General features: G+C 28.2%; 12 protein-coding genes. 8 read left to right on the top strand and 4 right to left on the bottom strand.

Translation table 11 applies throughout. The features are described 5' to 3' along the window. Positions 1-76: 76 nt before the first annotated feature. Positions 77-1,351 carry an FAD-dependent oxidoreductase gene (locus tag Q0K52_RS06240; RefSeq protein ID WP_297297593.1) on the top strand — a complete coding sequence of 425 codons (1,275 nt, stop codon included), beginning with the start codon at positions 77-79 and terminating at the stop codon, positions 1,349-1,351. Positions 1,352-1,395: 44 nt separating this feature from the next. Continuing rightward, the gene (locus Q0K52_RS06235) at positions 1,396-1,755 is read left to right on the top strand and encodes a DUF1667 domain-containing protein (RefSeq protein WP_297297591.1); all 360 of its coding nucleotides are present in this window, start codon (positions 1,396-1,398) and stop codon (positions 1,753-1,755) included. A 63-nt stretch (positions 1,756-1,818) separates the two neighbouring features. Here the strand turns inward: Q0K52_RS06235 and Q0K52_RS06230 are convergent, their stop codons facing one another. Then, positions 1,819-3,012 (bottom strand): sugar MFS transporter, encoded by a 1,194-nt coding sequence (locus tag Q0K52_RS06230; protein WP_297297589.1) that lies wholly within the window; start codon positions 3,010-3,012, stop codon positions 1,819-1,821. 1,298 nt (positions 3,013-4,310) lie between these two features. Here Q0K52_RS06230 and Q0K52_RS06225 point away from each other — a divergent pair. The 4 genes from Q0K52_RS06225 to Q0K52_RS06210 all read left to right on the top strand — a co-directional run bounded on the left by Q0K52_RS06225 (position 4,311) and on the right by Q0K52_RS06210 (position 8,685). Beyond that, the gene (locus tag Q0K52_RS06225; RefSeq protein ID WP_297297587.1) at positions 4,311-4,628 is read left to right on the top strand and encodes a CAT RNA binding domain-containing protein; all 318 of its coding nucleotides are present in this window, start codon (positions 4,311-4,313) and stop codon (positions 4,626-4,628) included. Continuing rightward, a complete protein-coding gene (locus Q0K52_RS06220) occupies positions 4,619-5,158 on the top strand; it encodes a PRD domain-containing protein (RefSeq protein ID WP_297297585.1) in 540 nt (179 codons plus the stop codon). Before Q0K52_RS06225 ends, Q0K52_RS06220 begins: the two co-directional genes overlap by 10 nt. Before the next feature lie 119 nt (positions 5,159-5,277). Next, entirely contained in the window at positions 5,278-7,218 is a 1,941-nt protein-coding gene (locus Q0K52_RS06215) for a beta-glucoside-specific PTS transporter subunit IIABC (protein ID WP_297297583.1), read from the top strand. Between the two features lie 42 nt (positions 7,219-7,260). Then, complete coding sequence (locus Q0K52_RS06210; protein WP_297297580.1) at positions 7,261-8,685, top strand: 6-phospho-beta-glucosidase; 1,425 nt, start codon at positions 7,261-7,263, stop codon at positions 8,683-8,685. 1,117 nt (positions 8,686-9,802) lie between these two features. Here Q0K52_RS06210 and Q0K52_RS06205 read toward each other — a convergent pair. The 3 genes from Q0K52_RS06205 to lepA form a co-directional block, all read right to left on the bottom strand. Then, entirely contained in the window at positions 9,803-10,600 is a 798-nt protein-coding gene (locus tag Q0K52_RS06205) for a flagellar hook capping FlgD N-terminal domain-containing protein (protein ID WP_297297578.1), read from the bottom strand. Positions 10,601-10,646: 46 nt separating this feature from the next. After that, a complete protein-coding gene (locus Q0K52_RS06200) occupies positions 10,647-12,230 on the bottom strand; it encodes a flagellar hook-length control protein FliK (RefSeq protein ID WP_297297576.1) in 1,584 nt (527 codons plus the stop codon). A gap of 406 nt (positions 12,231-12,636) precedes the next feature. After that, positions 12,637-14,448: a translation elongation factor 4 gene (lepA, locus tag Q0K52_RS06195; RefSeq protein WP_297297574.1), complete on the bottom strand. Its 1,812-nt coding sequence runs from the start codon at positions 14,446-14,448 to the stop codon at positions 12,637-12,639. A 225-nt stretch (positions 14,449-14,673) separates the two neighbouring features. On the opposite strand from lepA, the gene Q0K52_RS06190 reads away from it, so the two are divergent. Together Q0K52_RS06190 and Q0K52_RS06185 are read left to right on the top strand one after the other, a co-directional pair. Beyond that, a complete protein-coding gene (locus tag Q0K52_RS06190) occupies positions 14,674-15,468 on the top strand; it encodes a transporter substrate-binding domain-containing protein (RefSeq protein WP_297297572.1) in 795 nt (264 codons plus the stop codon). Between the two features lie 89 nt (positions 15,469-15,557). After that, positions 15,558-16,349 carry a transporter substrate-binding domain-containing protein gene (locus tag Q0K52_RS06185; protein ID WP_297297570.1) on the top strand — a complete coding sequence of 264 codons (792 nt, stop codon included), beginning with the start codon at positions 15,558-15,560 and terminating at the stop codon, positions 16,347-16,349. Positions 16,350-16,467 lie beyond the last annotated feature (118 nt).

The raw sequence follows: 16,467 nt of genomic DNA, 5'->3' as shown, positions 1-16,467 counted from the left end.
AAGTAACGGGAAAAAGAACAGCAAAAAATTAATAAACTTAAAAATTTTTTGTATATAAAAAATAAATGGAGTAAAAATGGAATCTTATGATGTTGTTGTTATAGGCGGAGGACCTGCCGGACTTGCCGCTGCCATTTCTGCTAAAGAAAATGGAATAGATAATTTACTTATGTTGGAAAGAGATGCCGTACTTGGAGGCATACTCAATCAATGCATACATAATGGTTTTGGACTTCATAGATTTGGAGAGGAGCTTACAGGGCCTGAATATGCTTATAGATTCATAGAAAAAGTTTATGATTTAAATATCAATTATAAGCTTAATACTATGGTTTTGGATATTGTACTCAATAATGATAAAACTAAAAAAATTATTTATATAAATAAAGAAGAAGGTTTAGTTGAGATCAATGCCAAAGCTGTAATTTTAGCTATGGGCTGTCGTGAGCGTTCAAGAGGAGCTTTGAATATACCGGGATTCAGACCTGCTGGAATATTTTCTGCCGGTGCTGCTCAGCATTTAGTTAATATCGAAGGATATATGCCTGGTAAAGAAGTTGTTATACTTGGTTCTGGTGATATAGGACTTATTATGGCTAGGAGAATGACTTTTGAAGGTGCTAAAGTTAAAGTAGTAGCTGAGATACTTCCTTTCTCCGGAGGTCTTAAAAGAAATATAGTTCAATGTTTGGACGATTTCGGAATACCTCTTAAACTTAGTCATACAGTTGTTGATATTAAAGGAAAGGACAGGCTTGAAGGTGTTACAATAGCTAAAGTTGATGAGAATATGAAGCCTATTAAAGGAACTGAAGAATATTATTCTTGCGATACTTTGCTTTTATCTGTTGGTCTTATTCCTGAAAATGAGCTTTCAAAAGAGATTGGTGTTGAGATTAATCCTATTACTTCAGGTGCTATAGTTAATGAAAGTTTAGAAACTAGTATTGATGGAGTATTCTCATGTGGTAATGTACTTCATGTTCATGACTTAGTAGACTTCGTATCTGAAGAAGCTGAAACTGCAGGAAAGAGTGCCGCTTCTTATGTTCTTAAAAACAAAAGAAGAAATGACAGCAACTCTATTTCTTTGAAAGGTTCTAATGGTGTTAGATATACTGTTCCTTCTATGATTAATACTGAAAATGTAGATGATCATGTTATGGTGAGATTCAGAGTAGGTAATATATTTAAAAACAAATTTTTGAATGTTTATTTTGATGGTGAGAGAGTGATACATAAAAAGCATTTGATATTTGCTCCTGGTGAAATGGAAACTGTGAAGCTTGATAAATCTATGCTTTCAAAAGAAGGTTTAAAAAGTATTGAGTTTAAGATAGAAGATAATTAATATAATTATTATATTAATAATGTTTTATTGAGGATTTATTCATTATGGAAAAAAAAGAATTAACTTGTATATGTTGTCCTATGGGCTGTGCTTTATCTGTGGAGTTAGAAGGAACTAATGTTTTAAGTGTAAGCGGAAATACTTGCAAGAGAGGCGACACTTATGCCAGAGATGAAGTTGTACGTCCTGTAAGAATGGTTACTTCTATAGTTAAAGTAAAAAACGGAAAATTAAAAATGCTTCCAGTGAAAACTAAAGAGCCTATAGACAAATCAAAAATCAATGAATGTTTAGAGGCTTTAAAAACTGTAGAGGTTCAAGCTCCTATTCGTATTGGAGATGTTGTTCTTCATAATGTTGTAGGTGTTGATATAGTGGCTGCTAGAAATATAGAAGCTATTTAATTATTTATATACATTATAATACTTTATAGTGCTGTAAATACACTATAAAGTATTATTTATTTTTTAACTATTTTTATATGGTTCATCAGCTTTCTGTATTAGATTATACATCTTTTCTCTTATAATTGCTGTTCTTCTTTTTTGCCACATTATATATATGGCTATTATATAGCATACTGTAGATATTATCATCATAAATAAAAATCCAAAGAAATATGAAAAATGAGAAGCCAAATATCCAACAGCAAAAGGCATTATTAAAGCTGCAACACCAGTCAAAGCTTCATTAACTGCAACATTATTAGGCCCGTTTTCCTGATCTGCCAATGCATAATAAAGTCCGAAGAAATATCCGAATCCGCTTACGAATCCCAAAAACATAAATGCTATTAAAAATATCCAGAAATTTTTAGTGAGAAGTATCAATGTTAAAGCAGCCGGTGTTAATAATCCAACTATAGTAAATACTCTTTTCTTCTCTAAGAATCTTAAATAAAAAGCACTAATCAATGACCCTAATGACATAAATGCTGATAAGCTTCCAACCAATATTGCGGCAGTAGTTTCAGAGAGTCCTGATTCTTTTATTCCGTAATCCAAGAACATGAATCTTAAAGTATGAAGCACTTCAGCACCAACGAATATTATAAGCCAGCCAACATATACTTTATATCTTGGGGCTCTCATAAAAGGTTCTTCCCATTTATGGTGTTTAGGTTTGAAGTGTAAGTGTCTTGACATATAGAAAAAACTGAATATAAGTAAGCTCATCAATATAACTATCATAAAACCTATATTAGGATTTAATTTATATATGAAGCCTGTAATAGTAGGGCCTACAGCGAGTCCTAAAGTCCAGGAGAATATAAATAGTCCGCTGCTTATTCTTATAGGCAAGTCTTTTGAAACTGAATCCAATAATGATTGAAAGCATACAAAGAATATAGTAACGCTTGCTCCAAACAAGAATGAGTACAAAAGAAACATTTCTTTAGGCAAATATATTAAGCATAAAATAGATATTACTATTTGTGAACATGCTTCGGTATATAATAGTTTTGGGTATATTCTTTTTGGTATTTTAAATTTAGAGAATATACTTGCACTTACCATCATTCCTGTACCATAGGAAACGCCTATTAATGATATAAAGAATGGTGTTGCCATTGCTTTTGATGCATTTATAACTAAAACTGTACTAAATATACTAGAGCATAAATAAATTAAAAATGGCATTGAATATACTAATATAATCATATACTACCCTTAATAAAATATTATTCATAAATTCATAGTTTAATAAATATATACACAAATTTAAGTTTACAATTGGGAAAATAATATATATCTTTTAAAAAAATTGATATAGTTATTTTTTACTTTTTTATGTTATTGTTATATTTCTATTGTACTGCTATTAGTATTTTGAACAAATCTTCTATTTTTATTTATATAATAAGTACTAATCAATATCTCAGTTTTTTCAAACGCACGGTAAGTGAAGCCTTATATTTAATTTAAATACAATTAATAATTATTTTTTATAGTTAATTTTATTCACCGTGCGGTATAGGCATAATAAATTTAAAAATAACTTGGGTGGGTGTTAAAATGACAGTATGAAATTAAAAAGAAAATGAAGTAAGAGCAACTGCAAAACATTTAAAAGATATAGGGTGGGATTTAGAATAAAGCTTTAAAATTTAATTACATTTGCCCGCCCTTTATCTTTATTGCTTTTATTTTAAATTTTAGATTTTGTATTTTTTATTGTTTAAAAAGAAAAGTTCACGCCCTCCCAAGCGATTTTTAAATTTAAAATCTGTTTAACGCACGGTTAATGAAATTTAGTTATATGATTATATTATAATTTTAAATTTTATTATATTGTTAATTTTATTTACCGTGCGGTATAGGCATAATAAATTTAAAAATAACTTGGGTGGGTGTAAAAATGAGAGTTTAAAATTAAAAAGAAAATAAAGTAAAAACAACATAGATAAATTTAAAGGAAATAGGGTGGGATTTAAAATAGAGCTTTAAAGTTTAATTACATTTGCCCGCCCTATATCTTTATTGCTTTTATTTGCAATTTTTACTTTTATCTTTTTTATTGTTTAAAAAGAAATGTTAACGCCCGCCCAAATGATTTTTAAATTTAAAATCTATTTAACGCACGTTTAATGAATTTTAATTATGTGATTAAATTATAATTAAAAAGATTGTTATATTGCTAATTTTATTCACCGTGCGGTATAAGCATAACAAATTTAAATAAACTGTGTTGTCAAAATTGCAGTTTAAAATTTAATTTTTTTATTATTTAAAGTTAAAAAAGAAAGAAAAGTTTTATCATAGCTTTATACAAGTTAATATAAAAAAATCCTTGACAATTAATGTTATATAGTTTATGATAAGTATATCATACTGGATAGTGATTGTTTTACCGCAATTTTTTAAGACAAGCTAAACCTATTTATATAAAGACGAAATTCGGAAGTATTGTATATTTTGTTTTTATATAAATAGGTTTTTTTATTTTAGGAGAAGTCCTTATGAAAATAGGAAAGATACTTAATAATAATTTCGTTGTTATTTTTGAAGAAGGCAAAACAGAAAAAATTGTTATGGGCAGAGGTATAGCCTTTGGGAAAAAAGTAGTCGATATAATAGATGACGGAAAAATTGATAAAACTTTTCTATTGGAAAATTCAGATAATAACAGCAAACTTCAGCAATTATTAAAAGATATACCGGCAGAATATTTAAATACCACAGAAAAAATTATTACGTATGCTAAAACTAAAGCAGAAAGAAGTTTAAATGATTTTTTATATATCACTTTAATGGATCATATATATATATGGAAATAGTTAGAACTAAAGAAAATGTCAATATAAAAAATATGATGCTTTGGGATATAAAAAAATTCTATAAAGATGAATACAATATAGGTTTGAAAGCTTTAGATATTATAGAAGAAGATTTCAATATAAGACTTTCAGATTATGAGGCAGGATTTATAGCACTTCATATAGTTAATGCTCAAACTAATGATGATTACGGATGCATAAAAGAAATGGGAGAGATTACAAAGCTTATACAAAAAATAGTTATGATAGTAGAAAGACATTTTAATATAAAGTTCAATGAAGAATCTTTGTATTATAATAGATTTATAACTCATTTAAAATTTTTTGCTTTGAGATTGTTTCAAAAAAATATTTATAATGATAAAGAAGATGAAGATTTGCTTTCAGTAGTGAAGATGAAATATAAAGAAGCTTATGAATGCACTTTAAAAATAGCAGAATATATTTTACTTTCTTATTCGTATGATATAAGCGATGAGGAGAAATTATATTTAACTATACATATAGAGAAGGCAAAGAGGAGAGAATAAAATTATTTGTTTTTTATTAATAGAAAATATTTATAGGATTTAATATATATTTGGATGGTGACATTAAGTTGGCCAAACCTTCATTATTATAAAAATTTATTATATTGGAGGATAAGCTGATGGGAAAATACGAATCATTGGCAAAAGAAATCATTAAAAATGTAGGAGGAAAAGAAAATATTAATTCTCTTACTCACTGTATCACAAGATTAAGATTCAAGTTAAAAGATGAAAGTAAAGCAAATGATGAAATCTTAAAAAATATGTCAGGCGTTGTTACAGTGATGAAAAGCGGCGGACAGTATCAGGTAGTTATAGGAAATCATGTGGCAGAAGTTTATGCCGATGTATGTACTATTGCCGGACTAGAAAGTAAAAGTTCAAGTAATGAAGAAGAAGAAAAGGCTAAAGGAAATTTATTTAATAGGGCTATAGATATAGTGTCTGGAATATTTCAGCCTATATTGGGAGTTATGTCTGCATGCGGAATGCTTAAAGGATTCAATGCTTTATTTCTTGCCTTGGGCTTATATAAAGATAATTCAGGAGTTTCAATACTTTTAAATGGAATAGGCGATGCATTATTTATGTTTCTTCCTTTATTTTTAGGTTTTACTTCAGCTAAGAAATTTAATTTAAAACCTATGTTGGGTTTAGCAATTGGTGCTGCTATGTGTTATCCTGCTTTACAGTTAAGCACATTATCAAATAATGCTGAACCTTTATATACATTGTTTAAGGGTACAATTTTTGCTTCTGATGTTTATATAAATATTTTAGGAATACCTATAATATCAATGGATTATACATCAACAGTAATACCTGTTATATTTATAGTTTATTTTGCTTCTAAATGTGAAAAATTCTTTAATAAGATAATACCAGATTTAGTAAAATTCTTTATAGTACCTATGCTTGTACTTTTAGTTTCATTGCCTATAGGATTTTTAATTATAGGGCCTATAACAATGTTCGGCTCTATGATTATTTCTCAAACTGTATTTGCAATTAGAGGATTTAGTCCATTAATAGCAGGTATAATAGTTGGAGGCACTTGGCAGATACTTGTAATATTCGGTATGCATTGGGGATTCATACCTGTGTATATTAATAATATGGTAACATTAGGCTATGATAATATAATGATGCCTTTCTTTGGCTGTACTTTTGCAACTGCCGGAGTTTTACTTGCTATATTTGTAAAAACTAAAGATAAGAAGTTGAAAGAAATGGCATTACCTAACTTTATATCAAGTATATTCGGAGTTACTGAACCAGCAATTTATGGTATTACACTTCCTATGAAAAAGCCTTTTATAATAAGCTGTATTGTTGGAGCTTTAGTTGGAGGATTTTATGGTCATTTAAATTTAAGAGAATTTATTATTGGAGGACTTGGAATATTTGAATTTACTGCAATGATTAATCCAGACGGTACAAGCGGCAATATAATAGTTGCAGTATCAGGTGCAGTTCTAGCTATATTATTAGGATTTGTAATAACTTTCTTTACTTATAAAGATAAAGAAAAAAATATAGCAAATACAGAAGTTACAGAAAACAAAGAAAATGTAAATGATAAAAATAAATCTTCTTTGCTTAATAAAGAAATAATATCTAGTCCTTTTAAAGGAAAATTATTAAAATTAAAAGATTCAAAAGATGAGGCTTTCGGATCTGAAAGTTTAGGCAAAGGTGCTTTAATAATACCAGAAGAAGGAAAAGCAGTATCACCTATAAATGGAACTGTTACTACTGTTACTCCAACACTTCATGCTATAGGTTTAACATCTGACAGCGGAATAGAAATATTGATACATATAGGAATCAATACTGTGGAATTAGAAGGCAAGTATTTTAAAAGCGATTTAAAAGAAGGAGATAAAGTTTCTATTGGGGATACTTTACTAGAATTTGATATTGATTCTATTGTAAAAGAAGGCTATTTAATAGAAAGCCCTGTTATAGTAGTAAATACTGATGAATATTTAGATGTATTAGAAACAGAAAGCGATGTTAATATAAATTATAAAGATTCAATATTAACAGTGATAAAATAATTATTTAAAAAATAAATTTAAATAATATAGGAGGTAGAAAATATGGCTTTTCCTAAAAACTTTTTATGGGGCGGTGCCACTGCTGCCAATCAATGCGAAGGCGGTTTTGATAAAGACGGCAGAGGACTAGCTAATGTTGATGTTTGTCCAAGCGGTGAAGATAGATTGAAAGTGATATCAGGCAAAATGAAAATGTTTGATTTTGATGATAAGCATTATTATCCTGCAAAACTTGGCATTGATATGTATAATCATTATAAAGAAGATATTAAACTTTTTGGAGAGATGGGTTTTAAAGTTTATCGTTTATCCATTGCTTGGAGCAGAATATTTCCGAATGGTGATGAGAAAACACCTAATGAAAAAGGTTTATTATTCTATGAAAATATTTTTAAAGAATGCCATAAATATGGAATAGAGCCTTTAGTTACTATTACGCATTTTGACTGTCCTATGCATTTAATAAAAGAATACGGCGGTTGGAGAAACAGAAAATTAATTGACTTTTATGAAAATCTTTGCATAACTTTATTTAATAGATATAAAGGTCTTGTAAAATATTGGATAACTTTCAATGAAATAAATATGATACTTCATCTTCCTTTTATGGGAGCAGGACTTTATTTTGAAGATGGAGAAGATGAAAACAAAATAAAATATCAGGCTGCACATAATGAATTAGTTGCTAGTGCATTAGCTACAAAAATAGCTCATGAAGTTGATCATAATAATAAAGTAGGCTGTATGTTTGCTGCTGGAAGTACATATCCTTTTAACTGCAAGCCGGAAAATATTTGGGAAGCATTATGCCGAGATAGAGAAGAATACTTTTTTGTAGATGTTCAGGCACAGGGAAAATATCCTAATTATGCTTTGAAAATGCTTGAAAGAAATAATTGTATGCCGGAAATATGGGAAGGAGATTTAAAACTATTAGAGAAAAATACTGTGGATTTTGTTTCTTTCTCTTATTACAATACTAATTGTATAAATGTTGATGAACAAGTAGAAGTTACTTCAGGCAATTTATTTGCTTCAGTGAAAAATCCTTATCTTAAATATACAGATTGGGGTTGGTCTATAGATCCTCTTGGACTTCGTATAACTTTGAATGAAGTTTATGATAGATATAGAAAGCCTTTATTTATAGTAGAAAATGGAATAGGAGCCATTGATACTATAAATGAAAATGGTGAGATTATAGATGATTATAGAATAAACTTTCACAGAGATCATATAAAAGCAATGAAAGATGCTATTGAAATAGACGGTGTTGATTTGATGGGCTATACTACTTGGGGCTGTATTGATTTGGTTTCTGCTAGTTCCGGAGAAATGAAAAAGAGATACGGTTTTATTTATGTAGACTTAGACAATGAAGGCAAAGGAAGTTTAAAGCGAACAAAGAAAAAGTCTTTTGATTGGTATAAAAAAGTTATAGCCTCTAATGGTGAGGACTTATACTGATTATTATTTATGGGGTGGAAAATTAAGCGATAAACGAGCAGCTGATAACTGCCGAAGGAAGTTGTCGGCTATTTAGAATTCATAAATAAAAAAATCGAGTGCCTATCAGCTTTAGCTGATAGGGATATTAAAACGAGATTTTTTTATATATAAATAATAAGTTTATCGCTAGCAATAATAATGAGGACTTATACTTATTATTATATATGGTGTGGAAAATTCAGCGATAAACGAGCAGCTGATAACTGCCGAAGGAAGTTGTCAGCTAGTTAGAATTCATAAATAAAAAAATCGAGTGCCTATCAGCTTTAGCTGATAGGGATATTAAAACGAGATTTTTTTATATATAAATAATAAGTTTATCGCTAGCAATAATAATGAGGACTTATACTTATTATTATATATGGTGTGGAAAATTCAGCGATAAACGAGCAGCTGATAACTGCCGAAGGAAGTTGTCAGCTAGTTAGAATTCATAAATAAAAAAATCGAGTGCCTATCAGCTTTAGCTGATAGGGATATTAAAACGAGATTTTTTTATATATAAATAATAAGTTTATCGCTAGCAATAATAAGAAAAATCTTTAATTAAATAATATATGTTCCATAAAAACGGTATTGGTAATTTATTTTATCAATACCTTTTTTATAATATCTAAACTCTAATGGAAATTATTTATTTTTTATTATTAAACTTACATTACATTTGCCCGCCCTCTATCTTTATTGTATTCATCTGCAATTTTTAATTTAATTTTTTTTATTGTTTAAAAAGAAATGTTCACGCCCGCCCAAATGATTTTGAGATTTAAAATCTATTTAACGCACGGTTAATTAAATTTAATTATATGATTATATTATAATTAAAGATTGTGTTATATTGTTAATTTTATTCAGCGTGCGGTATAAGCATCATAAATTTAAAAATAACTAGGGTGGGTGGTTAAAATATCAGTATGAAATTAAAAGGAAAATATAGTAAAAGCAACTGAAAACATTTAAAAGATATAGGGTGGGATTTAGAATAAAGCTAAAAAACAAATAAAGCCTATAGAATATAATTAAAATATAATTCCATAGGCTTTAATTTATCAACAATCTTATTTCTGTAAATGTCTTATTTTTTTATACTTTTGTTTCCAACTTCTTTGCTGTTCATTAATGCTTCTTCTGCTTTCATCATACCAGCAGTTTTATCTGTTTTATTTAAGCTGGCATTATCTACTTCAGAAACTTCGCTTTTAGTAGCAGCATTGATTTCAGCTTCTATAGCAGCTCTCATATCACCGAACTCATTATTAACTTGCTCACCGCTTTCATCATTAGCAGAAGGTCTTCTAATAACTTGAGCTTTATCAACTAAAGAAGATTGGAACATCTTTGTTGCTTCATCTTCGCTTTGAGCTTGTCTAACTTGAGAAACAGCAGCAGCTTCTGAAGCCATTAAATCACCGCTTGAATGTACTATCATAACATCTTCAGGACGTACAGTAATAAGTCCGTTTTCTGTTCTAACAGCAAGTGCCACTCCAGTATCATTTTCCATAACCATTTCAACAGGGCCTAAGAATCTGTTTCCAGCTTCGTCCATAACTTCAACACTCTTTCCAAGCATAGAATATCCTGTTTGGCTTGAGTAGAAAGTTTTCATAGAATCAAGATTTTTATTAACTTCTGTCATCTGTTCAACTGATGAGAATTGTGCTAATTGTGCAATCATATCTCTGTTGTCCATTGGTGACAAAGGATCCTGATGGCTCATTTGTACAGTAAGTAATTTCAAGAAGGCATCTTTACCCAAAGAATTTTGAGTAGGATCTCTCTGGAAATTATGCTGTAAATTGAAAGCACCAACTTCCTGTTTTAAGATTTTTATTTCTTTATCTGACATTTTTAATGCATCTGCTGAAATCATTTATTTATCTCCTTAAAGTTGTTTTCTCTGCTGCTTCGAGAATTACTTATATAAGTAAATTTAATTTTCTTTCTGGTACTATGTAGGTTTTTATATCTGCTTTTACTTCTTCAACATTGTTATCATTTTCAAAAGCAAGTCTGTTTCCTGCATTTTCTAATTCTTCACCAAATCCGCCGTCATTAGTCATATCTTGTCTAAGCATTACATCAAAGCCTTCTATGTTAATACCTATTTCATTTAATGAAGATATTACAGTATCTAAATTCTTAGTAAATATATCTTTAACATCGGCATTATCTACAAATATCTTTCCAATTAAATTATCTCCGTCCATACTTATTTTTAATCTTACTTTTCCTAAGTATTCAGGATTAAGACTCATTAATACTTCGCTTTTACCATTGCTTACAGCTACTTGTGCTTTTTCTACAAGCTTACCCATTAAGTCTTGGAATTTTATCATATTATCTGTAAGATTAGTGCTGTTATGAGTTTTTGATACATTGTTATTATAATGATTGTATCCTTTCAAATTAGCACCTTCAGCAGAATCTTTCATATTGATAATTGTTAATTCTGCACCTTTGTCATCTGATATTGTATTGTTTACAGCATTGTTATTATTGTTGTTTTTTACATCTGTATCTTTATCAGCATATTTGTTTTCAACATTATTCATATCAATATTAGCATCTGCCATAATTGTATTATCAGTTTGTACAGCAGTTTCTTCAACATTGATATCTTTTGTTTCTATATTTTTTTCATTGTCTTTATTAGAAACTATTTTTATTTCTTTATTATCTACAGAATCAGTTTCTTTAACTTCAACATCATCTTTAATATCTTCAATAGAAACTTCTTTTTCTTCTTCGATGTTATTGTCACCATCTATCATAGCTTTTAAAGTTTCTAATGATTCTATTAAATCTTCTAATTCTTTTTTATCTTCTTCATCTAATTCATCTAAATTCAAAGATTCTATTTGTTTTTTAATTTTTTCTATTTCTTCAGAATTTTTAGTATTTTCTTTTTTATCTGTTCTAGTTACTGAAGCTTCTTTATTATTCAATTCTTTTACTTCAGATGTTTTTTCATTATTAGCAGAAGCATTTTGTAAAACAAGTTTAGCTTTTTCTTTTGTTAAAGCTAATTTTTCTTCGTTATTACCATTTAATTTATCAGATTTTTCTTCTGCCTTTTTTTCATCATTCTCGGAAGCAACTTTAGTTTCATCTTTTACAGCTTTTTCTTCTTCTTCTGAATCATTAACAGCGTTTTTTTCTTCAGCATTATTTGAATTACTATCAGTCTTTTTTACTTCATTTTCTTTTGATGATAATTTTTCTTCTATTGTAGAATTAGAAGCATCATATTCATTATAATCATCATAATTGTTGTACTCGTTGTAATTAGTTTCTATTTGATTATTATTATCTGAAGAGGTATGTCTTTCTATTTTGTTTGAAACACTTGAAGGAGCTGAATAAATTTCTTCAGATTGTGTTTTATTTAACATATTAGCGAAAGAATCATCATAACTATAATTGTTTAAGTTGTAAGCATTATTGTTAGATGAAACATTAGTATCAACAAAAGATAATAAATTACCTAATCCATTTACCATAATTTACTTCCTAATTTTATTTATTACTATTATGTTAATTTTCGGAAGGATAAAAAATTCCTTTATAAAAAATATATCCTATTTTTATAAATTCTATTAAAAAATATTGTATTTTTATATAGATGTGTTTTCTATGATATTGTTAATAATGATATTAATTTTTACAGAATATGTTGTTTATATAACAAATTAAATACTAAATATGCTTATGATAATTTTTAAATAAAAATTCAGAATCAAAAAATGTATGTATAAAAAGCAGCTAAAAACTGGAACCATATAAAAACATATATGTACTTTTTATATTGAATAAGTATAGTATTGCATATATTTTATATAATACTGTTTTTTATAAAATAAAAGGAATATATATTTTGCAATACATATTCCTTTTGTATTTATCAAATTATTTATTATTGTCATCAGTTTTCAATACACTTATGAATGCATCTTGTGGTATTTCTACGCTTCCAATGGCTTTCATTCTTTTTTTACCTTCTTTCTGCTTCTCTAATAATTTTCTTTTTCTTGTGATATCACCGCCGTAACATTTAGCTGTAACATTCTTCCTTAATGCACTAATATTTTCACGGGCTATGATACGTCCGCCTATTGCAGCCTGTAAAGGTATTTGGAACATATGTTTTGGAATAAGATATTTTAATTTTTCTATTATTTGTCTTCCTCTAGTTTCTGCATTACTTCTATGTGCCATAAATGATAAAGCATCTACAACTTCGCCATGTACGAGTATATCTATTTTTTCTATTTGGCTTTCTCTGAAATCTGAAAAGTCATAGTCGAATGAAGCATATCCTCTTGAAATGGATTTTAATTTATCATAGAAATCATATACTACTTCAATCAAAGGCAAATCAAATTTGATTTCGGCTCTTTTATCATCTAGATAATTTAAAGAAGTTTGTGTTCCTCTTCTGTCAATACAAAGTGAAATGATGTTTCCTAAATAGTCAGTAGGTACAATTATCAAAGCATTAATAAAAGGTTCATAACATTTTTCTATATACTGAGCAGTAGGGAAGTCTGCCGGGTTATCAATTATTTTTTCTTCGCCGTTTGTGAGTTTTAATTTTACTTCTACTGAAGGGCTTGTTATTACAAGGTTAAGATTGAATTCTCTTTCAAGTCTTTCCTGTACAATTTCCAAATGCAAAAGTCCCAAGAATCCGCATCTGTAACCAAAACCTAATGCTATAGAGCGTTCTGGTTCATAAACTAAAGAAGCATCATTAAGTTTTAATTTTTCTAATGCCTTTTGTAAATTAGTGTAATCTTCATCTTCGGCAGGGAAAATACCAGCAAATACCATTGGAAGAACTTCTTTATAACCTATTAAAGGTTCATCAGAAGGATCATCTTCAAGTGTAATAGTATCGCCTATTTTTATATCAGATATATTTTTAATACCAGCTATGATATATCCTACCTCACCGCTTTTTAATTCATTTGCAGATTTAAGCCCAAGTAAAAGAGTTCCGCATTCTTCGACTTCGTACTCTGCCTTTGTTTCCATTAAAAGTAATTTATCATTTTTCTTTATAGATCCGTCAAATATTCTCACTATCATAACAGCACCGCGGAAAGGATCATAGTAAGAGTCAAATATTAAAGCTCTTGTTTTTTTGTTTGTATTATCTTTTGGGGCAGGTATCATTTTTACAACTGCTTCTAATATTTCATCTATACCTATGTCGTTTTTAGCACTGGCAAGTACTACATCATCTTTATTTACCCCAAATTCTTTTTCCATTTGTTCTTTACAAAGTTCTATATTTGCAGCAGGTAAGTCTATTTTATTTATAACAGGTACAATTTCCAAATTATTCTCAAAAGCTAAATAAAAGTTAGAAATAGTTTGAGCTTCTACTCCTTGAGCGGCATCAACCACAAGTATAGCTCCTTCACATGCAGCAAGAGAACGTGATACTTCATAATTAAAGTCAACGTGTCCAGGAGTGTCTATTAAGTTAAGAGTATAAACTTCTCCATCTTTAGCTTTATATGTTAATTTTACAGCCTGACTTTTAATAGTAATTCCTCTTTCCCTTTCTATATCCATAGAATCTAATATTTGATCTTTCATTTCTCTGCTTGATACAGCTTTGGTATGTTCTATAATTCTGTCGGCTAAAGTACTTTTTCCATGGTCAACATGTGCTATGATACAAAAATTTCTAATTTTTTCAGAGTATGACATTGATAAAAATATATCCTTATATAAAAAATTTAAAAATTAATTGATAATAAAATCATATTTAAATATTGATGATATATTATAATATAGTGAGTGTGTTTTTGCAAATAGCTTATCAATAAAAATATTTTATAGTAAAGTATAAAATATTGACTTTTTTAATAATATATATATGATATAACTAATATTCACTTAATTCATGATTTTTAGTACTTATTTTAGAAGAAAATGAAATTATTACACCTAATAACTATATTAATAATATTACTGTTCATAGCCTGTAAAAGTTCATATAATGATGATTCTGAAAAATCGGAAGAAATAAAATATACTGAAACAAATACAATACTAACAAATAATCAAATAAAAGTCGGCATTTATGTTTATGATTATCCTTTTAGTTATTTAAGTAATAATACTATTAATGGATTCGATTATGATTTAATAAGTGAAGTAGCAAGACTGTCTGACTTAACAATAAAATTTATGCCTATGCAGTTTGAGAATCTTATTCCTTTATTACAGGAAAATCAAATAGATGCGGCAATAGCAGGAATGACAATTACTGAAGATAGGAAAAAAGTAATTGATTTCTCAGAAAAATATTATACTTCAACACAAGCAATATTAATAAAAAAAAGCAGCAATTTAAAAACATTTAATGACCTTAAAGGGAAAACCCTTGGAGTTATAAGAGGCACTATTTCAGATACAATTATTTCAACTAATAAGGATATTATAGTAAAAAGATTTGATAATTGCGGCAGTGCTTTGCTTTCATTAAAAGTTGATAAATTAGATGCCACTATGTTTGATAAAGTTACCTGCGATTATTATCTTAAATATGATGATAATATTAGACTGTTAGATGGTCTTGATTATCCTCAAGAAGATTATGGTATAGCTGTTTCAAAGGGAAATTATGCTTTACTGAATACAATTAATGAGTCATTAAATCAGATTATGACTAATGGTTTTTATGATGGTCTTCTTAGCAAATATTTTGATACAAATTTATTTTAATTTTATTCTAAAATAATTGCTTGCTTTTTTTTAGATATTTATTATTATTTTTTATATATATTAAAAGTAAGATATGCATTTTTACACAGATGAAAAAAATTATTGTTTTTATACTATTTGCTTTTATATATTTTACTTCCTGCGGTAATACTTCTAATAACGATAATAAAGAACAAGAATCTCCAGAAACAAATATACCAAATAATGATGATTCCAATGAAAAAGAAACTGTCACTGTAGGAGGATATGTTTATGATTATCCTTTTCTATACCATATGCCTAACGGTGATATAGGCGGATTTGACTATGATATGTTAAATGAAATAGCTAGAATATCAGATTTAAAATTGGAATTTGTACAAAAGGACTTTATAGACCTTATACCTGGTTTATTAGATAAACAATTAGATATCATATCAGCTGGAATAAGCATTACGGAGGAAAGAAAAAAACTTTTTAATTTCTCAAAAAAGTATTATAGTTCAGGTCAGACTCTTATGGTGAATAAAGATAATACAGACATTGCAGCAATAGAAGATTTAAAAGGAAAAAATATAGGAGTAATATCAGGAACAATTTCAGATGATCTTGTATCAGCAATTGAAGGAGTAAATGTTGTTGGATTTGATTCCACAGGAAGTGTATTATTATCATTAAAAGTAGAAAAAATAGATGGTGCTGTACTAGATGAAAGTACAATCATTAATTATCTTAAACTTGATGATACATTGAAATCAATACCGGGAGTAACTTTTCCTAAAACTGATTACGGCTATGGTATAAGAAAAGAAGATACTAAGCTGCTGGAAAAAATCAATTATGGATTAGATGTGATTATGACAAATGGTTTCTATGACCAATTAATAAAAAAATATTTTTAAATATAAATACATTTCTATAAATTTATTTAACATTTAACTTATATATACCAAAAATTTTTAACTTTGTCATTTTTTTAGTCAACTTTTTCCCGCCGCACACGCTCTGCGGACTTCGTCA

It is taken from the genome of uncultured Brachyspira sp., assembly GCF_944390845.1.
Classification (GTDB): domain Bacteria; phylum Spirochaetota; class Brachyspiria; order Brachyspirales; family Brachyspiraceae; genus Brachyspira; species Brachyspira pulli.
Note: the sequence above shows the minus strand (reverse complement) of the source record. Positions and strands in the feature narration are given on the sequence as shown.